This window comes from Hoeflea sp. EC-HK425 (assembly GCF_902498795.1).
In the GTDB taxonomy this organism is placed as follows: Bacteria; Pseudomonadota; Alphaproteobacteria; order Rhizobiales; family Rhizobiaceae; genus Hoeflea; species Hoeflea alexandrii.
This window is the reverse complement of record NZ_LR701572.1, coordinates 3,407,492-3,426,853: the sequence shown is the minus strand read 5'-3', so window position 1 is coordinate 3,426,853 and position 19,362 is coordinate 3,407,492. Positions and strand designations below refer to the sequence as shown.

At 63.0% G+C, this 19,362-nt stretch carries 16 protein-coding genes; 15 read left to right on the top strand and 1 reads right to left on the bottom strand.

Features of this window, described 5'->3' with window-relative positions; translation table 11 throughout:
• Positions 1 to 63 precede the first annotated feature (63 nt).
• Genes SPHINGO391_RS25285 through SPHINGO391_RS19200 form a run of 3 tightly spaced genes read left to right on the top strand, consistent with a single transcriptional unit; the run spans position 64 to position 5,874 of the window.
• Positions 64 to 963 carry a hypothetical protein gene (locus tag SPHINGO391_RS25285; RefSeq protein ID WP_244615255.1) on the top strand — a complete coding sequence of 300 codons (900 nt, stop codon included), beginning with the start codon at positions 64 to 66 and terminating at the stop codon, positions 961 to 963.
• Positions 902 to 2,479 (top strand): DNA polymerase Y family protein, encoded by a 1,578-nt coding sequence (locus tag SPHINGO391_RS19205; protein ID WP_244615451.1) that lies wholly within the window; start codon positions 902 to 904, stop codon positions 2,477 to 2,479. Before SPHINGO391_RS25285 ends, SPHINGO391_RS19205 begins: the two co-directional genes overlap by 62 nt.
• A complete protein-coding gene (locus SPHINGO391_RS19200) occupies positions 2,476 to 5,874 on the top strand; it encodes an error-prone DNA polymerase (protein WP_152010345.1) in 3,399 nt (1,132 codons plus the stop codon). The genes SPHINGO391_RS19205 and SPHINGO391_RS19200 overlap by 4 nt, the downstream gene beginning before the upstream one ends.
• A gap of 40 nt (positions 5,875 to 5,914) precedes the next feature.
• On the opposite strand, the gene SPHINGO391_RS19195 is transcribed toward SPHINGO391_RS19200, so the two are convergent.
• Positions 5,915 to 6,943, bottom strand: a complete 1,029-nt coding sequence (locus tag SPHINGO391_RS19195; protein WP_152010344.1) for a LacI family DNA-binding transcriptional regulator — start codon at positions 6,941 to 6,943, stop codon at positions 5,915 to 5,917.
• Between the two features lie 111 nt (positions 6,944 to 7,054).
• Between SPHINGO391_RS19195 and SPHINGO391_RS19190 the strand changes: the two genes are divergently transcribed.
• From SPHINGO391_RS19190 to SPHINGO391_RS19135, 12 genes are all read left to right on the top strand, one after another.
• Positions 7,055 to 7,285, top strand: a complete 231-nt coding sequence (locus SPHINGO391_RS19190) for a hypothetical protein (protein ID WP_152010343.1) — start codon at positions 7,055 to 7,057, stop codon at positions 7,283 to 7,285.
• Positions 7,282 to 8,433, top strand: coding sequence for a TRAP transporter substrate-binding protein DctP (gene dctP, locus SPHINGO391_RS19185; protein ID WP_152010342.1), 1,152 nt, complete (start codon positions 7,282 to 7,284; stop codon positions 8,431 to 8,433). The genes SPHINGO391_RS19190 and dctP overlap by 4 nt, the downstream gene beginning before the upstream one ends.
• A gap of 109 nt (positions 8,434 to 8,542) precedes the next feature.
• A complete protein-coding gene (locus tag SPHINGO391_RS19180) occupies positions 8,543 to 9,058 on the top strand; it encodes a TRAP transporter small permease (protein ID WP_210385795.1) in 516 nt (171 codons plus the stop codon).
• A 9-nt stretch (positions 9,059 to 9,067) separates the two neighbouring features.
• Entirely contained in the window at positions 9,068 to 10,396 is a 1,329-nt protein-coding gene (locus SPHINGO391_RS19175) for a TRAP transporter large permease (RefSeq protein WP_152010341.1), read from the top strand.
• Between the two features lie 31 nt (positions 10,397 to 10,427).
• Positions 10,428 to 11,744, top strand: coding sequence for a histidinol dehydrogenase (gene hisD, locus SPHINGO391_RS19170; RefSeq protein ID WP_152010340.1), 1,317 nt, complete (start codon positions 10,428 to 10,430; stop codon positions 11,742 to 11,744).
• A gap of 1 nt (position 11,745) precedes the next feature.
• On the top strand, positions 11,746 to 12,504 hold the full coding sequence (locus SPHINGO391_RS19165; protein ID WP_152010339.1) for an SDR family oxidoreductase: 759 nt from the start codon (positions 11,746 to 11,748) through the stop codon (positions 12,502 to 12,504).
• Positions 12,501 to 13,496, top strand: coding sequence for an alcohol dehydrogenase catalytic domain-containing protein (locus SPHINGO391_RS19160; protein ID WP_152010338.1), 996 nt, complete (start codon positions 12,501 to 12,503; stop codon positions 13,494 to 13,496). The genes SPHINGO391_RS19165 and SPHINGO391_RS19160 overlap by 4 nt, the downstream gene beginning before the upstream one ends.
• A gap of 204 nt (positions 13,497 to 13,700) precedes the next feature.
• A complete protein-coding gene (locus SPHINGO391_RS19155; RefSeq protein ID WP_244615253.1) occupies positions 13,701 to 14,696 on the top strand; it encodes a putative sulfate exporter family transporter in 996 nt (331 codons plus the stop codon).
• Between the two features lie 260 nt (positions 14,697 to 14,956).
• Entirely contained in the window at positions 14,957 to 16,552 is a 1,596-nt protein-coding gene (locus SPHINGO391_RS19150) for an ABC transporter substrate-binding protein (RefSeq protein ID WP_244615252.1), read from the top strand.
• A 66-nt stretch (positions 16,553 to 16,618) separates the two neighbouring features.
• Positions 16,619 to 17,617, top strand: a complete 999-nt coding sequence (locus SPHINGO391_RS19145) for an ABC transporter permease (protein ID WP_244615449.1) — start codon at positions 16,619 to 16,621, stop codon at positions 17,615 to 17,617.
• Complete coding sequence (locus SPHINGO391_RS19140) at positions 17,614 to 18,537, top strand: ABC transporter permease (protein ID WP_152010335.1); 924 nt, start codon at positions 17,614 to 17,616, stop codon at positions 18,535 to 18,537. Before SPHINGO391_RS19145 ends, SPHINGO391_RS19140 begins: the two co-directional genes overlap by 4 nt.
• The gene (locus tag SPHINGO391_RS19135; protein WP_152010334.1) at positions 18,534 to 19,361 is read left to right on the top strand and encodes an ABC transporter ATP-binding protein; all 828 of its coding nucleotides are present in this window, start codon (positions 18,534 to 18,536) and stop codon (positions 19,359 to 19,361) included. Before SPHINGO391_RS19140 ends, SPHINGO391_RS19135 begins: the two co-directional genes overlap by 4 nt.
• The last annotated feature ends 1 nt before the right edge of the window (position 19,362 follow it).

Below are 19,362 nucleotides of genomic sequence, written 5' to 3'. Positions count from 1 at the left end.
CGATTGACTCTCGCCTCGAGTCCGGTGTTTATTAGAACATAACAGGAACAAATTGGATCAAGCATGAGTCTCTCGAGGCTGCAGACCGCGACCGATATCTTGAAGGCGCGCACCCGCGCCTATGAGGCCCAGGCGTATCAGGCGCACCGGGGGATGGCGCTTGGCGATAGAAGCGAGGCTCAACCATTGCCGCTCGGCGCGAGCGCTGTCGATCACTGTCTCGATGGCGGACTGGCCTGCGGCGGACTGCATGAGGTGCGCAGCCCGCTGGCGCGGGACATCGGTGCTGCCACCGGATTTGCGCTCGGCCTCGCCGCCCGTGCCATTCACACCGATAGGATGGGGCGCAGCGGCGTTGTCTGGGTCACGGATCCGGCCACCCGTGTCGATGGCGGCGGGCTTTTCCCCGCGGGCCTCGCCCAGTACGGGCTCGACCCGTCATCGATGACGATTGTCGAGCCGGGCGATCTGCAGGGCGCCATGTGGGCGGCCGACGAGGCGGCGGGATGCAACGGGCTGGCGGCGGTGATCTTCCAGATCAAGGGCAATCCGGCGCGCTTCGACATCACCGCCACGCGGCGGTTGATGCTGCGCGCTCGGCAAAGCGGTGTGCTGGCGCTGACTTTGCGCCAGAGTGGCGAGGAGGAGGCCAGTGCTGCGGCAACGCGCTGGCGGGTGAACACGAAACCATCGGGGGCGGACGACATTCTTGAACGTGGCGTGGGGGCAATGCGGCTGTTGCTCACGCTGGAACGCAACCGCGCCGGACGGACCGGCCAATGGCTTTTAGCCTGGAACCCCAGAGACAGAAGTTTCCACCATGCCGCACCCCATCCAGCCTCACGCACCAAGCCGTCAGCGCATCCTCTCGATCGCCTTCCCGCATCTGCCGACCGACCGGGTGCACCGGGCCAGATGGGGCAAGTCCTGGATCGCCGGCAGGATTTTGGACGCGCATCCTGAAACGCCGCCTGTCGTCGTCACCGATACGGTCAAGAACGCCATCCGCATCGTGGCGCTCGATCAGCGCGCCCGCGCCCGCGGCATCAGGCCGAACCAGACGCTCAGCGACGCCCGCGCCTTGGTGCCCGATCTCGATTGCCATCCTGCCGACGACGAGGCAAGCCGGGCGCTGCTCGTGAAGATCGCCGGCTGGTGCGAGCGCTATACGCCGCTTGTTGCGCTGGATACCGCCCCGGAGGTGGCGCGAGATCACGGCCTGTTCATGGACATCACCGGCTGCGCCCATTTGCTTGGCGGCGAGGCGGCGCTGATCGCCGACCTGGAGGCAAGGCTGCGCGCGCAGGGCTTTCACGTCCGGCTCTGCCTCGCCGATACCCCGGGCGCCGCCTGGGCGATGGCGCGCTACGGCCAGGAGCGGATTCTTGCCGAGGGAGCCCATGCTGAGTCGGTCATGCCCTTGACGCTCAGCGGTCTGCGCCTGCCGGTGGAAATGGTTGCCTCGCTCGGCCGGGTCGGGCTCAAGACCATCGGCTGCATCGCCGGTCTGCCGCGCGCGCCGCTGGCCGCCCGCTTCGGCGCACGGCTGATGCAGCGGCTCGATCAGGCATTGGGTCGCGAGGCCGAGGCGATCTCGCCGATCATGCCGGTGGCGGAGCTTTCCACTGAACGCCGCTTCGCCGAGCCTGTCACTCATGAGGACGAGATCAGCCATGTGATCGCGGCCCTCGCCGAAGGCATCATCGAACCGCTGGAGCGCCGCGGCCTCGGCCTGCGCAGCTGCCGGCTCAAGCTGTTCCGGGTCGACGGCCATGTGAGCCAACTCGATGTGCAGACCGCAAGGCCGCTGCGTGATGCCCGCATGATCGCCCGCCTCTTCGCCGAACGCATCGCCGGCCTGCATGATGATCTCGACGCCGGCTTCGGTTTCGACCTGATCCGGCTCGATGTGGTCCATGCCGATCCGTTCGAAGGCGGGCAAACGGAGATGATGGCGCATCACGCCGCCGGGGAGGGCCATGATGCCCTGGTCGACCGGTTGGGCGCGCGGCTGGGGCTGGATCGGGTCCAGCGCTTCGTGCTCGCCGATACCCATATTCCCGAGCGCAGTTTCGGCCGCCAGCCGGTGGCTCATCTTGGAGCTCCCGGTCCTGGTGCCCGGAGACAATCCACGGGCAATGCCGCGCTGGCTCTTTCACCCGATCCGGAAGCTCCCTGCGAGATCATCACCCGGCCGCTGATCCTGTTCGACCGGCCGGAACTGATGCAGACCATCGCCGAGGTGCCCGATGGTCCGCCGCTCAGGTTTCGCTGGCGCAATGTCTCCTACGAGGTCGCCCGCTCCGAGGGGCCCGAGCGCATCGCCTGCGAATGGTGGCGCGACGGACGCGGTGCCCGCACCCGCGACTATTTCCGCGTCGAGGACCGGCAGGGCTACCGCTTCTGGATGTTCCGTCACGGGCTTTACGGCCGCGAAACCAGCGAGCCCGCCTGGTACATGCACGGGCTGTTTGCATGAATGAGATCTCTCCACCACATGTGGGCTCGCCCCGCATCGGGCCGGCCTATGTCGAACTGGCCACTGCGAGCAATTTCTCCTTCCTGCGCGGCGCGTCGCATGCCGAGGAACTGGTGGTGCAAGCGTCCCGGCTCGGCCTCGGCGGCATTGCGATAACCGACCGCAATTCATTGGCCGGCGTCGTTCGCGGCCACATGGCGGCGAAGGAGGCCGGGCTTGCCTTTGCCACCGGCTGCCGGCTGGTGTTCATGGATAGCACTCCCGATATCCTGGTCTGGCCCCAGGACCGCGCGGCCTATGCGCATCTCTGCGAACTGCTGACCACGGGAAAACGCCGCGCGCCGAAGGGCGAATGCCATCTGACGCTCGACGATCTGCTCACCCATGGCCAGGGCCTGCTGATGGCCGTCGTCGCACCTGCCGCAGCCGCCCGGACGGGTCTCGCCTCAGTGCTGGAGCCATTGCGCGAAGCCTTTCCCGATCATCTGCATCTGGCAGTGTCGCGTGCCCATGGCAGCGCTGACCAGCGCCATATGGCAAGCCTTGCCCGGCTGGCGCGTGAGCATGATTTGCCATTGGTGGCGATCGGCGACGTGCTCTACCACGCGCCCGAACGCCGGCCGCTGCAGGATGTGCTGACCTGCATCCGCGAGGGCAGGACGCTGGCGACCATCGGCACAAGGCTTGAGATCAATGCCGAGCGTCATCTCAAATCGCATGCCGAGATGCTGCATCTGTTCAGGGGCTACGAGGCGGCGGTGGCGCAAGCCGCCACGCTGTTCGGGCGGATACGATTCTCGCTCGATGAGTTGCGCTATCAGTATCCCGATGCGCCGATGTTCGCCGAACTCGGGCCAGAGCCTCTGTCTGCGCAAGCGGCGCTGGAACAGCTCACCGCCATCGGCCTGAAGAAGCGCTATCCCGGCGGCGCGCCGGAAAAGGTGCTCAAGGCCATTGCCCATGAGACGCAGCTGATCAGGAAGCTCGATTACGCCCCCTATTTCCTCACTGTCTATGACATCGTCCGCTTCGCCCGCTCACAAGACATCCTCTGCCAGGGCCGCGGTTCGGCCGCCAATTCCGCCGTCTGCTATTGCCTCGAGATCACCGAGGTCGATCCCGGCAAGGTCGATCTCCTGTTCGAGCGCTTCATCTCCGAGGAGCGCAACGAGCCGCCCGACATCGACGTCGATTTCGAGCACGAGCGGCGCGAGGAGGTGATCCAGTACATATACGCGAAGTATGGGCGCGACAGGGCAGGGCTCGCCGCCACCGTCATCACCTACCGCGCCCGCTCGGCGATCCGCGAGGTCGGCAAGGTGTTCGGGCTTTCCGACGATGCGATTTCTGCCATATCCGGCACCAAGTGGGGCGGCTGGTCGCGCGAGGTCGACGCCGAGGACGCCCGCCGGGCAGGTCTCGATCCGGCCGACAAGCACCTGGCGCAGATGCTCGATCTTGCCTCTCAGATCGTTGGCTTTCCGCGTCATCTGTCGCAGCATGTCGGCGGTTTCGTGATTACCCGCGACAAGCTGTCCTCGCTGATCCCGATCGAGAACGCGGCGATGGAGGACCGAACCATCGTCGAGTGGGACAAGGACGATCTCGAAAGTCTCGGCATGCTCAAGATCGACGTGCTGGCGCTCGGCATGCTGACCTGCATCCGCAAGGCCTTCGCGTTGCTGGAAACGCATTACGGCCGCGCCGAAACGCTCGCCTCGCTGCCCGATGGCGATAAACCCACCTATGACATGATCTGCCGGGCCGACACCATCGGCGTGTTCCAGATCGAAAGCCGGGCGCAGATGTCGATGCTGCCGCGCCTCAAGCCGCGCTGCTATTATGATCTGGTCATCGAGGTGGCGATCGTCCGGCCCGGCCCGATCCAGGGCGACATGGTCCATCCCTACCTGCGCCGCCGTCAGGGCAAGGAGCAGGTTTCCTTTCCGAAGGAGGAATTGCGCAATGTGCTCGGCAAGACGCTGGGCGTGCCGCTGTTCCAGGAGCAGGCGATGAACATCGCCATCGTCGCCGGCGGCTTCTCGCCCGGCGAGGCCGACAAGCTGCGCCGCGCCATGGCCACCTTCCGCCGGGTCGGCACCATCGGTTCGTTCCAGCAGAAGATGGTTGAAGGCATGGTCAGGAACGGTTACGAGCGCGATTTCGCCGAACACTGCTTCCGCCAGATCGAGGGCTTTGGCGAATATGGCTTCCCCGAAAGCCATGCAGCGAGCTTCGCGCTGCTGGTCTATGTCTCCTGCTGGCTCAAGTGCCATTACCCGGACGTCTTCTGCGCCGCCATCCTCAACTCCCAGCCGATGGGGTTTTATGCCCCGGCCCAGCTTGTCCGCGACGCCCGCGAGCACGGCGTCGAGATCCGAGCCGTTGACATCAACTGCTCGGACTGGAACGCGACACTGGAGCCCGATCCGGCGCCGCCGCCGTTCTCACCCCGGCATCGCGAGATGAAAGACGTGATGAAGCACGCCCACGCGGTGCGGCTGGGACTGCAACACGTCAAGGGGTTCGGGCAAGCCGAGGCCCTGCAGCTCATGCAGAACCGCGGCCGTGGCTACGACAGTGTCCGCGATCTGTGGATGCGCTCCGGCCTGCCGCGCCGTTCGATCGAACAGCTGGCCGAGGCCGATTGCTTCCGCTCGATCGGGCTCGATCGCCGTGATGCGCTGTGGGCGGTCAAGGCGCTCGACCCGCTCTCGAGTGCCGAGCGGCTGCCGCTGTTCGCCCTTGCCGACAGCCATGATCTGCAGAAGGAACCCGATGTCCACCTGCCGCCGATGCCATTGGGCGAGCAGGTGATCAATGACTACCAGGCGCTGTCGTTTTCCTTGAAGGCGCACCCGATGTCCTTCCTGCGCGAGCGGCTGGCGGGCAAGGGCTGCCGGCCCAACTCCGATCTGCAGGACATCCGTTCAGGCAGGCAGGTCAAGGTTGCAGGCCTCGTGCTGGTCAGGCAGCGTCCGGGCTCGGCCAAGGGGGTGGTGTTCGAGACCATCGAGGACGAGACCGGTGTCGCCAACATCATCGTCTGGCCCAAGGTGTTCGAGAAGTTCCGCGCCATCGTGCTCGGCAGCCGCTGCGTCGGTGTGCGGGGCAGGCTGCAGAACGAGGACGGGGTTATCCATGTCGTGGCCGAGTATCTCGAGGACCTGACCCCGATGATGGCGCAGATTTCTGACATGGCAGCCGAGATGGGCGGGCTCGCCAATGCCGACGAGGTGCGTCGCCCGATCGAGGACATGCGCCCGCGCACCAAGCCCGCCGCCCGCATCATCAGGCTGATCCGCGAGGCACCGGAACTGCGCCGGGACTATGAGGAACTGGCGACAGCCAGAAATGCAGGCCGTGCTCTGCCTAAAGGCAGGAACTTCCACTAATGCGAAGGCCAGGCAGGGCGGGCAGCGCTAGCGGAAATGGCTATGTCGCCGGATCGGGCGTTGGCGGCCCCAGCGTTCCGCGTTCGACAATTGCCGTCGGGATCTCGATCCGCCGTTCCACCGGTTGCTTGCTGATCAGCTTGATCAGCATCTCGGCTGCGGCCTCGCCCATGCGGTTGTGCGGCACCCGCACGGTGGTCAGTTTCGGATCGACCACCCCGGCCAGATCGATGTCGTCGAACCCGGTGATCGATACGTCCTCGGGCACCCGCAGGCCGAGTTCGCGCGCCTTTTGCATGGCGCCCACCGCAAGCACGTCATTGCCGCACAGAACCGCCGTCGGACGTGGCGCAAGCGCCATCAGGTCCCCGAAGGCCCTTGCGCCCTCGTCAAACGTGTAGGCCGCCTCGATCACCGGCAGCTCATCCGCAGGAATGCCGGCGCGTTCCGCAGCGGCCCGCACGCCTTCCATCCTGTCGGCGGCGCGGTCGTTCATCTCGGTGATGCCGGCAATCATGGCGAGCCGGCGATGCCCCCTTGCCAGGACTTTCTCGGTCAGTCCGGCCGCGGCGGCGCGATTGTCGAAGCCGACGAAATAGCCGTCCTCACCGCCAAGGTTCCAGGCGCCGAGAAACGGAATGCCGCGGCGGCGCAGGAATTCGACGCTCGCCTCGGGCCGCGCAGAGCCGATCAGCAAAAGGCCGTCAACGCCGCGGCTTGCCATCACTTCCATCTGTTCGCGTTCGCGCGCCGGCGAATAGCCCGAGCTCGCCACCAGCAGCGTCTTGCCGAAACGCGACAGGGCCTCCTGGAACGACTGCAATCCCCGCGCAAAAATGGCGTTGTCCATGGTCGGAATGATCGCGCCAACCGTGTTGGTCCGGCGGGAGGCCAGCGCCCGCCCGCCAAAATCCGGCGTGTAGCCGAGCGTCTCGATCGCCTGCATCACCCGCTCCCGTGTCGTAGCGATCACCCGGTCCGGCGCGTTAAGGCAACGTGAAACCGTCGCCGTCGACACTCCTGCCGCGCGCGCCACGTCATCCAGCGTTGGTTTTGCGAATTCGTTCATTGCCCCTCTTTGTTTCACTATACCCGCAAATTTCAAGATGCACGATGTAAGCGCTTGCATGATTTGATGTAAGCGCTTACACTCGATTTTGTTGGAACCTTGGGAGGGGTCATGACGCAAGCTCGAAAATCCGCATTCTGGATCGCAGCCCTGTTTATGGCGCTGTTCACTGCTGATGTTCTTGCCGGTGCATTTTTTCGCGCGGCCTTCATGTCCGATGTAGCCGAAGCACTGGTGCTTGCAATCTCCTGCTGTTTCTTTGTCGTCGGTATTCTCAGTCTTGAGGGACAGCGAAGCGACGACAAATCCATGACAATTCAAAGGGAGGAGGAAACCCGATGACTGACAAGAAAATCCAGGATGAAGTGGCTTCGATCGAGAGGCGCAATTTTCTTAAGCTGACTGGCGCAGGCGCATTTACCGTTGCCATGGTGGCCGGCGCTGCGGGCACATTGTGGTCGGATCAGGCCGTGGCGCAGACAGCCAAGGAAGAGAGTGAGCGCGAGGCTGCGGCCGAGCACGTCATGACCATTGCCACTGCCTATATTCTCGGCGCGTCACGCAGCTATCCGATCATGCAGCTTGACCTGAAGGAAAACATCCAGAACGCCACAAACGGCAAGGTCTACGTCCGGCTTGCACCTGGCGGCCAGCTGGGGGCCGGTGGTGCTCTTGTACAGAAGGTTCAGGGTGGTACCATTCAGGCGGCGCAGCATTCGCTGTCCAACTTCGCGCCTTTCGCGCCCGCTGCCGACCTGATCAATCTTCCCTATTTCTGCGGCGCCAACCAGAAATTCGTCAATCTGGTCAACTCCGACACTTGGAAGTCGGAAGTCCATCCGAAGATCGAGGCGGCCGGTTTCAAGCCTCTGTTCTACATCGTGATCGACCCACGTGTTGTCGCAGTCCGCAAGGGCGGCAACGTGGTCATGTCGCCGGCTGATATGGCAGGCGTCAAGTTCCGCGTTCCCGGCTCGGCGATGTTGCAGCAATACTACCGTATGGTGGGCGCGAACCCGACACCGGTGGCATGGGGCGAAACCCCGTCTGCCATCAAGCAGGGTGTTGCCGATGCACTCGATCCGTCAGTCGGAGCGCTCTTTGTCTTTGGCTTCAAGGACATTCTGAGCCATGTGACCTTTACCCAGGCCGTCCCTGACAGCCAGGTCTTCTCGATGAACCTGGAATGGTTCAACGGCCTGCCTGCTGACGTGCAGGAAGGCATCGAGTTCGCCGGCGAGATCACCGCACAGCAGAACCTCGCCAAGGTTCCCGCAGCCCGCAACTACGCCATGTCCGAGTTGCGCAAGTCCGGTGTCGAATTCCATTCGCTGACCGATGATCAGCTCGCGGAATGGGAAGACGTTGGCGGCTACCAGAAGTCCGATTGGGACTCCTTCAAGGTGGAGTTGGCCGGATCGATGGATGTCTTCAACAAGCTTGATGAAGCCGCAAGCACGATGGGCCGTTACTACGTCCACGACGCGTAATGCCTGATCCAGGCCGGCGCCTCACCGGGCGCCGGCCCCACTTAAAAGTCTTTCATGTCAGCTTGCACCACGGGGAGTGTTTCCTGCGGTCGCGCAGGAGGGGATAGACGTGCCGGGATTTCTCAAAGCATTGGACAGGAATGCGGAACGGTGGGCCCTGCTGGTCTTCTACGTTCTGCTTGTGGTGACGATGGCCGTTGAAGTTCTGCGGCGCGAAGCCTTTTCCTACTCGTCAATCTGGGGAGAGGAGGTGGTCCGCTATTCCTTCATCTATCTCGCCTGGATCGGGGCGGCCTCCGCGGTGCGCGAGCGCGCGCATATCCGCATTGATGTCATCATGCATTACCTCGGCCCGCGCATGAAAGCGCTGCTCTACATGTTGGGCGACCTGGTCATGTTTTCGGTGGCCCTGGTTGCGCTCTACTGGTCTTTTGAAACTGTCACGGTGTCCTGGAAATTCGGGTCCGTCAGCCACGGCCTGCGCGTGTCCATGGTCTGGTTCCTGATGGCGGTGCCGATTGGTTTCACACTTCTCATCGCGCGGCTGATCCAGTCCTTCATCCACGATTTCAATTCGCTTCGAACCGGCCGGCCGGTGTTCGAAGGCAACCAGCTCTTTGATTGAGGATCAGCCATGTTGTGGAATCAGCAATTAAACACGGTTGTCCTGGGTTGGGATTTCTATGCGCCGGTGATCCTGTTTGTCGTCCTGTGCGCGCTTGCCATCCCTGTCTGGGCGGCAATAGGCTCGGCCGCGATCATGATGTTGATCATGTCCGGTGCGCTGCCGCTCTCTCTGGTCGGCGAATCCCTGTTTGACGGGATTGATCACTTCGCGCTCACCGCGATCCCGCTCTTTATCCTGACCGGCGACGTGCTTGTTCGCACCGGTCTAAGCCGCAAGTTTCTCGATGTGGCCGAGGCGCTGACGTGCTGGACCAAGGGCGGATTTGGCTCCGCCACGGTTCTGGTCTGCGGCATGTTTGCAGCCATCTCGGGCTCCGATGCCGCCGGTGCGGCTGCGGTGGGCCGGATGACCATCGGCCGCCTGGTGGAAAGCGGCTATCCGCGGCCCTATGCCTGTGCCTTGGTTGCAGCAGGTGCCTGTACCGGCATCCTGATCCCGCCATCGATCGCCTACATCATCATCGGTCTGGTGCTTGGCATCTCCGCTTCCACGCTGTTCCTGGCGGCGCTCATTCCCGGGATCTGTATCCTGATCTCGATCCTGATCACCAACATCGTCGTCAACCGGATCTACAAGTACGAAGGCGGCGAACCGATGACGTTCGCCGAGTGGTTCAGCAATCTGCGCACGACACTGAAGTCTGGCTGGTACGCGTTCCTGGTGCCCGGAATCATCTTCTACGGCATCTTCTCCGGGCGTTTGACACCCACCGAGGCTGGCGCCACCGCCGTCATCGTCACCATCATCATGGGCTTCTTCCTCAAGACGCTGAAACTGTCGGACTTTCCCGCCATGCTGCTCGGATCCGCCAAGGTGGTCGGCGTGATCCTGCCGATCATCGCCTTCTCGCTGCCGCTGGCCCAGGCGCTTGCGATCATGGGCGTGCCGCAAGGCTTCGTCGCTGCGGTGACCTCTATCAGCGAGGATCCCTACATTCTCATCCTGCTGATGATCTTCATCCTGATCGCTGCCGGCTGCGTCATGGAAACGACCCCCAACATTGTGATCCTGGCGCCCATTCTAAAACCGCTGGCCGACAACATCGGCATGAACGAGATCCAGTTCTGCATCATGATGATCACATCGCTCGGCGTTGGCTTCATCACACCACCGCTCGGTCTCAACCTGTTTGTCGTGTCTGGCATCACCGGTGAGTCGATTCTGAAAATAGCCTGGCAGGCAATCCCGTTTGTATTCTTCATGCTGCTCGTCGTGCTGATCATTGCCTATGTCCCTGCACTCTCAACAACCCTGCTGCCGGAAATCTACCAGTAGTCCGAAATCATCAATAAGGAGGACCGGAGACATGTCCCGTACCTATCTCAAGAAAGCCGTCAAAACCTCCACCTCCGATTCCGAGTCGGTCCGCGACACGGTCCAGTCGATTCTCGACGAGATCGAAGCTGGTGGCGAGGCGGCGGCACGCAGCTATGCCGAGAAGTTCGACCGCTACACCGGCAACATCAAGGTCACCCGCGAGGAGATCGAGGCGGCTGCAGCAAGCCTGCCACAGAAGCTCAAGGACGATATCCGCTTCGCCCACGACAATGTGCGCAAGTTCGCCGAGGCCCAGAAGAAGACCCTCACCGACATCGAGGTCGAAATCGTGCCGGGCCTGACGGCGGGGCAGAAGACCATCCCGATCGAGGCCGCCGGCTGCTACGTGCCCGGTGGCCGCTACAGCCATGTGGCGTCCGCTATCATGACGGTGACCACGGCCAAGGTGGCCGGCTGCAAGCACATCACGGTCTGTTCGCCGCCGCGCCCGGATGTCGGGGTTCATCCGGCAATCCTCTACACCGCCGACATCTGCGGTGCCGACACGATCCTCGCCATGGGCGGTGTCCAGGGTGTGGCCTCGATGGCCTTCGGGCTGTTTGACGTGCCGCCATCGGGTATTCTCGTCGGACCGGGCAACCAGTTCGTCGCCGAAGCCAAGCGCATCCTGTTTGGCCGTGTCGGCATTGACATGTTTGCCGGTCCCACCGACAGCCTGATCCTGGCCGATAAGGACGCCGATCCGGAAATCGTCGCCGCCGATCTCGTCGGTCAGGCAGAGCATGGCTACAACTCTCCGGTCTGGCTGGTCACGGATGATCGCGCGCTGGCCGAGGCGGTTATGGCGCTCGTCCCCAAGCACATCGCCACCTTGCCCGAGGTCAACCGCGACAACGCCGAGGCCGCCTGGCGCGATTTCGCCGAGGTCATTCTGTGCGACAGCCGCGAGGAAATGGCCGCAACTTCCGACGACTACGCACCGGAACATCTCACTGTGCAGGCCGCCGATACCGATTGGTGGCTGGGTCGGCTGGGCTGCTACGGCTCGCTGTTCCTGGGCGAGGAAACCACGGTAGCCTTCGGCGACAAGGCGTCAGGCACCAACCACGTGCTGCCCACCTCGGGTGCTGCGCGCTATACCGGCGGGCTGTCGGTTCACAAGTTCATGAAGATCGTCACCTGGCAGCGTGCCACCCGTGAAGGCTCGAAGTCCATCGCCGAGGCGACGGCCCGGATCTCGCGATTGGAAGGCATGGAAGGTCATGCCCGCACCGCCGACATCAGGCTGCGGAAGTATTTCCCCGGCGAGAACTTCGATCTCTCGGGAACCGGCCAGGATATCTGACATGAGCAGTGAGGCTTTGTTCGGCCTGAAGGGCCGGGTCGCGCTCGTCACCGGTGCAAGCTCGGGGCTTGGCCGGGCTGCGGCGACTTTTCTCGCCCTGGCGGGTGTCCGCGTCGTTGGTCTCGCCCGGCGTGCGGAGTCTCTCGAGCAATGGCGTGCGGAGACGGATGGTCAAACCGCAAGCCTTGCCGCTGACCTGGCTGCAGGCGCCGACATCGCCGCGATTGCGGCCAGGGCCTCCGAGCCCTTCGGTCCGCCGGATATCGTGGTCAATGCCGCAGGGCTCAATCTGCGCCAGCCGGCTGATCAGGTCACGCCCGAAGGCTGGGAGCGGACCATCGCGCTCAATCTCACGGTGCCGTTCTTTCTTGCCCAGGCGCTTGTTCCGGGCATGCGGCGCAAACGCTGGGGCCGGATCATCAATTTCGCCTCGCTGCAATCGCGCCGCGCCTTCACCAACGGCATTGCCTATGGCGCCTCCAAGGGCGGGGTCGAGCAGATGACCCGCGCCATGGCGGAGGCCTGGTCCCGCGACGGCATCAATGCCAACGCGCTTGCACCCGGGTTTTTTCCCACCGAACTGACCGGGCCCGTGTTTGCCGACCCGTCAGTCTCGGCCATGCATGCGGGATCGACCTGCATCGGCCGAAATGGCGAGATGGCAGACATCGAAGGTCCGCTGCTGTTCCTTGCCTCCGAGGCTTCTGTCTATGTAACCGGCCAGGTCCTCTTCGTTGACGGGGGATACACCGCCAGATGAAAGCGCTTGTCTACACAGCACCCGAAAGCCTGGTTTGGCGCGATGAACCCGCCCCCTCTTTGCCGTCCGGCGAGTGCCTTGTCCGGGTCGAGGCGGTGGGTATCTGCGGCTCTGACATGCATGCCTATCTCGGCCATGACGAGCGTCGCCCTGCACCCTTGATCCTTGGCCACGAGGCTTCGGGCATCGTCGTTGATGGCCCCGGTGCCGGGCGGCGGGTTACGGTCAACCCCCTTGCCACCTGCGGCAAGTGCCGGGCCTGCAAGACCGGGCGCAACAACCTCTGTGCAAAGCGACAGATCCTGTCCATGGCGCCGCGTCAGGGCGCTTTTGCCGAGTACATCGCCATCCCGGCGGAAAATCTTGTCGACATGCCCGATCATGTGTCTTTCGAAAAGGCATGTCTCGCCGAACCGCTGGCCTGTGGCTGGCACGCCGTGCGGCTGGGAGCGCGCGCTGGTGATGTTCCCCTGCAGGCAGCGCGGTGCCTGGTCATCGGTGGTGGCGCAATCGGTCTCGGTGCGGCTCTGGCGCTCAGGGCAATTGGTGCGGCAGACATCACCATCAGTGAAGCCAACCAGCGCCGCTTGCCGGCGTTGAAGTCTGCCGGAGATTTCATTGTTGCCACACCCGATGAGATCACGGCCGAGGACCCGGGAGGCTATGACCTTGTGATTGACGGTGTCGGGTTTGCGGCAACCAGGGCGGCGGCCAGCCGCGCCGCCCGGCCGGGCGGCGTCATTGTCCACATTGGGCTGGGCGACGCGTCTTCGGGCCTCGATATCCGGCGGCTGACCCTGCAGGAGATCACCTTCATCGGCGCCTACACCTACAGCCCCCAGGATTTCCGCGATACCGCCGCGGCGATCTTCGATGGCCGCCTCGGCAGTCTGGACTGGGCCGAGCAGCGGCCTCTTGCAGACGGGGCCAGGGCCTTCGCCGATATTCTTGCGGGACGGGCGGCCGCGCCCAAGATTGTCCTGAGGCCGTGAGCGCGGGATGGGGCCGGGCTCCATCCTCCGGTTTTGCGTGAGCCATGAAGTTGCCCCGGAATTGCAGGGCGGTTCGAGTTGCCCGCTGACGGACCGCTGCGGATTGGATCGAAGCGGACAGCCTGGTGTCATGTCCGTGCTGCATGTCATGCCGGGTATTGATTTTTCGAAGTGTTGATCTGCAAAGTTGGATAGATGACCTCCATGTTGAATTTTCCCCTGCGGGCGAAAACCCGGTTTCCGGGCCTGCTTCTTGCTCTCACGATAGCTGCGGCGGCGAAGTTTCTGTCCGAGCATTACGTTGCGCCGGTGATGCTGTTCGCTTTGCTCATTGGCATGGCCTTCAACTTCATGGCCGATCAGGAGCGCACGTCAGAAGGCGTGGTCTTTGCCTCCAAGACCCTGCTCAGGCTTGGCATCGTGCTGCTCGGCGCCCGCATCACGCTTGGCGACATCGCTGGCATCGGAACTTCCGGGCTGGTAACCGTGGCAAGCCTGATGGCGCTGACGATCGGCTTCGGTTTCATCTGCGCCAAGCTGTTCTCGCGCGGTTGGCGCTTTGCCATCCTGACCGGTGGCTCGGTCGCCATCTGCGGTGCTTCCGCGGCGCTGGCGCTGGCAGCGGTGATCCCTGCCAATGACAAGACTGAACGCAATGTGCTGTTCACGGTCGTGGCCGTGACCACGCTGTCCACCATTGCCATGATCATCTACCCGGTGCTGTTCGGCCTTGCCGGCTTGAGCGATCAGCAAAGCGGGTTTCTGATCGGGGCGACCGTCCATGACGTGGCTCAGGTGGTCGGTGCTGGCTACTCGATTTCGACTGAGGCCGGCGACACCGCAACCATCGTCAAGCTGCTGCGCGTCACACTTCTGCCGGTGGTTCTGATCATTGTCGCACTGGCGACCGCCCGCCGCGAATCAGGCTTCTCCCAGGTGCGGCTGCCGCTGTTCGTGGTCGGCTTCGGTGTGGTCACAATCGCCAACAGTGTCGGCCTGATCCCTGCTGCTGTTGCGGTACTGCTTGTCGATGCATCTTCTTGGTTTCTGGTCATCGCGATCTCGGCGCTCGGGGTACGCACGAACATGAAGGCCATGATGGACCTGGGCTGGCGTCACGTTGCCGTCATCGTGCTGGAGACGGTGTTCCTGCTTGGCCTGGCCTGGACTGCAGTATCCTTCGGACTTGCCGCCAGCTGACGTAGTTTGGAACTGCGTCGGGCGTATATATATAATAGAAACAATAAGATACATTGCTCTCGAGATTTTCCGGCAGGATTTTTCGTGTTTCCCGCGTGTTCCCGTCGGGGCTGATGGTGACCAGCGGCCTCCGGCTGCCAGCGGCGCGCTTGACAGTCTCTCCGGCCTGTGACCTCAATGGAGCATCCGCAGGGTGACAAGGCAAAATGCTGGCCCCCGCAAGGATTTGTTCGGGAACACGTTTAGCTGGGAGTTTTGCCGTGAAACACGTTCAGAAATTTATGGCTGTGGCGCTGATGTGCACGGCTGCTGCCTTCGCTCCAGTCACTGCGCAGGCTGAAACACCGCCTGATACACTGATCCAGGCCTGGGCGATCGACGACGTCATTTCGCTCGATCCGGCCGAGGTCTTCGAGTTCACCGCCTCCGAGGTTCTCGGCAACTCCTATCAGGGATTGATCGGCTACAACGTCAAGGATGTCTCCGAGATCTTCGGCGTCGTTGCCGAGAAATGGGAGGTCTCCGACGACGGCAAGACCTTCACCTTCACCATCCGCCCCGGCATGAAATTCGCGTCGGGCAATCCGATCACCGCCGAAGATGCGGTCTACTCGCTGCAGCGCGCCATCAAGCTCGACAAGTCGCCGGCCTTCATCCTGACCCAGTTCGGCTTTTCCGCCGACAATGTCGACGCCATGATTCGCAAGACCGGCGACATGACCTTCGAATTCGAGATGGACAAGCCCTATGCGCCGACACTGGTACTTTACTGCCTGACGGCAACCGTGGGCTTCATCGTTGACAGCGAACTGGTCAAGAGCAACGAGGTCGATGGCGATTTCGGCTACGACTGGCTCAAGACCAACTACGCCGGCTCCGGTGCCTTCACCATCCGTGATTGGCGCGCCAACGAAGCCATTGTGCTTGAACGCAACGATAACTATTCCGGCGACGCTGCCCCGATGGCCCGGGCCATCTATCGCCATATTCCCGAAACCGCCACCCAGCGCCTGTTGCTCGAGCAGGGTGATATCGATATCGCCCGCAATGTCGGCGCCGAGGAAATCACCGCCCTCTCTGAAAATCCGGATATTGTCGTAGAAAGCGGCGTCAAGGGATCGATCTACTACCTCGGTCTCAACCAGAAAAACGAGAACCTTGCCAAGCCGCAGGTTCGTCAGGCGATGAAATATCTGGTCGACTACGCCACGATTTCCGACACCATCATGAAGGGCAAGGTTATCCCGCACCAGGCCTTCCTGCCGCGCGGCTTTTTGGGCGCTCTTGAGGAGACACCGTTCTCGCTCAATGTCGAAAAGGCCAAGGAACTGCTTGCCGAAGCAGGTTTGCCGGACGGCTTCACCGTCACCATGGACACCCGCAACACGCCTGAAATCACCGCGATGGGGCAGGCAATCCAGCAGACGATGGCGATGGCCGGCATCAAGATGGAGCTGATCCCGGGCGATGGCCAGCAAACGCTGACCAAGTACCGCGCCCGCAACCACGACATCTATATCGGCCGCTGGGGCCCGGATTACCAGGATCCGCACACCAATGCCGATACCTTTGCCCGCAATCCCGACAATTCCGATGACGCCGCCTCCAAGCCGCTGGCCTGGCGCAATGCCTGGGACATCCCGGAAATGACGCTCAAGGCCGATGCCGCGATCCTCGAGGGAGACGCCAAGAAGCGGGCGCAGATGTACATCGATCTCCAGACCGAGCATCAGCAGACCTCGCCGTTTGTCATCATGTTCCAGGAGATCGAGGTTCTCGCCCGCCGCAAGAACGTCGAGGGCTTTGTCGTCGGCCCATCCTTCAACGACAACTCGTTCAAGGCCGTGACCAAGTAAGTGTCTGCGACGTCAGCTCCTGCGGAAGGGCGCTCACGCGCCCTTCCGGCTTTCCTCGGCAAGGCCATCCGGCTGCTTGCCACCATTGCGGTTACCATTTTCGGGCTGCTTGTCGTCACCTTCCTCATCGGCCGGGTGGTGCCGGTTGACCCGGTGCTTGCCGTGGTCGGTGACCGCGCCTCGCAATCGACCTACGACAAGGCCTTTGTCGAACTTGGCCTTGATCGACCGCTCTACGTGCAATTCGGCCTCTATGTCGAAAAGGCTGTCACCGGCGATTTTGGTGAAAGCCTGCTGACCAAGAAGCCGATCATCAACGACATTGCCCGGGCTTTCCCGGCAACGCTTGAACTGGCGACGGTGGCGATCCTGATCGGCACGCTGTTTGGCATCCCGGTCGGCGTCTGGGCCGCGGTCAGGCAGGGCAGGCTCGTCGACCAGGTGGTGCGCATCGTCGGCCTGATGGGCTATTCCGCGCCGATCTTCTGGCTCGGCCTGCTTGGCCTTCTGGTTTTCTACGCCAAATGGGGCATCGTCGCAGGTCCCGGCCGCATCGACATTTCCTACGAGTATGCCTTCACGCCGACCACCGGGCTGTTTCTGATCGATACCGCGATGCAGGGCCAATGGGGTGCGTTCCGCAACGTCGTCTCGCACATCGCACTTCCCGCCTCGCTGCTAGGATACTTCTCGATGGCCTATATCGCCCGAATGACCCGCAGTTTCATGCTCAACGAACTGGCGCAGGAATACATTGTCACTGCGCGGGTCAAGGGCGTCGCCGAATGGCGCATCATCTGGGTGCATGCGCTCAGGAATGCTGCGGTACCGCTGGTCACCGTTGTCACCCTGTCCTATGCCAGCCTGCTTGAAGGCTCGGTGCTGACCGAGACCGTCTTCGCCTGGCCGGGACTTGGCCAGTACCTGACAAATTCGCTGCAGAACGCCGACATGAATGCCGTGCTCGGCGGAACCTTGCTGATCGGCATCATCTTCGTCGGCCTCAACCTGCTTTCGGATTTCCTCTACACCGTTCTCGACCCCCGGGTCAGGAGGCGCGCATGAGCATCGATGCCTCCCGCCGGAGCCTGAGCGAATGGCTGCAGAGCGAGCAGCCGGCCTCACGCCGCCAGGCGCGCCTTGGCCAGGCCTGGCGCACCTGGCTCCTGTTCACCGGCAACCGGCTCGGCATGATCGGCCTGGCCATCGTCGTCCTGCTGGTCCTGGTCGCCATTTTTGCCAATGTGATTGCGCCGTATGATCCTGTGCTCGGCGGCGACCTGCGCACAGAGCGGCTGCTGCCGCCGTCGCTTGATCATCTGATGGGCACCGACGATCTTGCCCGAGATATCTTCAGCCGTGTGATCCACGGCGCGCGGCTGACCTTGATGGTGGTGGCGCTGGTTGCCATCATCGCCACGCCGATCGGCCTGCTGGTCGGCACCGTCTCGGGTTATTTCGGCGGCTGGGTCGACACCGTGCTGATGCGGATAACCGACATCTTCCTGGCCTTCCCGCGGCTCATCCTGGCGCTGGCCTTTGTCGCGGCCCTGGGCCCCGGCATCGAGAACGCCATCATCGCCATCGCCATTACCTCCTGGCCCCCTTATGCACGGCTGGCGCGCGCCGAAACGCTGACCATTCGCAATGCCGAGCACATCGACGCCATCCGCCTGCAGGGCGCGTCCTCCGGGCGCATCATCTGGGGCCACGTAGTGCCGCTGTGCCTGTCCTCGGTCATCATCCGCGTCACGCTCGACATGGCCGGCATCATCCTCACTGCCGCGGGCTTGGGCTTCCTGGGTCTCGGTGCGCAGCCGCCCCAACCCGAATGGGGCGCGATGATTGCCGGCGGGCGCCGCTTCATCATCGATTACTGGTGGGTCGCGACCATGCCCGGCATCGCCATCTTCACCGTCTCGCTCGGCTTCAATCTGCTCGGCGACGGCCTGCGCGACGTGCTTGACCCGAAGGCCGAGAAATGAGCTCGCTGCTGTCCGTCGAGAACCTGCGCATCGCCTTCCCCTCGCGACAGGGACCGGTCGAGGTGGTGCGCGGTGTCAGTTTCAGCCTGGGGCGTGAGCGGCTTGGTATTGTCGGCGAGAGTGGATCGGGCAAGTCACAAACTGGCCGCGCCCTGTTGGGCCTGACCCCTGTTTCGGGAACAGCGACCGCGGACCGGCTGGAATTTGATGGCATCGATCTGCGCCACGCGAGCACCAGGCAATGGCGCAAGCTGCGCGGCGCGCGCATGTCGATGGTCATGCAGGATCCTAAATTCTCATTGAACCCGGTGATGACCATCGGCCGGCAGCTGATGGAGGCGGTCAAGCTGCATGGCGGCAAGTCCGAGGCGCACGACAAGTCGATCGCCATGCTGGAAGCCGTGCAGATCCGCGATCCCGAGCGGGTGATGGCGGCCTATCCGCATGAACTCTCCGGCGGCATGGGCCAGCGCGCCATGATTGCCATGATGCTGGTCACCGAACCGGATCTGCTGATTGCCGACGAGCCGACATCGGCGCTTGATGTGACGGTGCAGATCGAGGTGCTGCGTATTCTTGACCGGCTGGTCAGCGAGCGTGGCATGGGGTTGATCTTCATCAGCCATGACCTCAGGCTGGTGTCCACCTTCTGCGACAGGGTGCTGGTCATGTATGCCGGCCGGGTGGTCGAGGAGCTCGACGCCCGGCGGATGAGCGAAGCCGCCCATCCCTACACCAGGGGGCTGCTCAACTGCCTGCCGACCATCACCGGCGACAGCCGCCCGCTGCCCGTTCTGGCGCGTGACGCTGCCTGGCTCGAGTAGG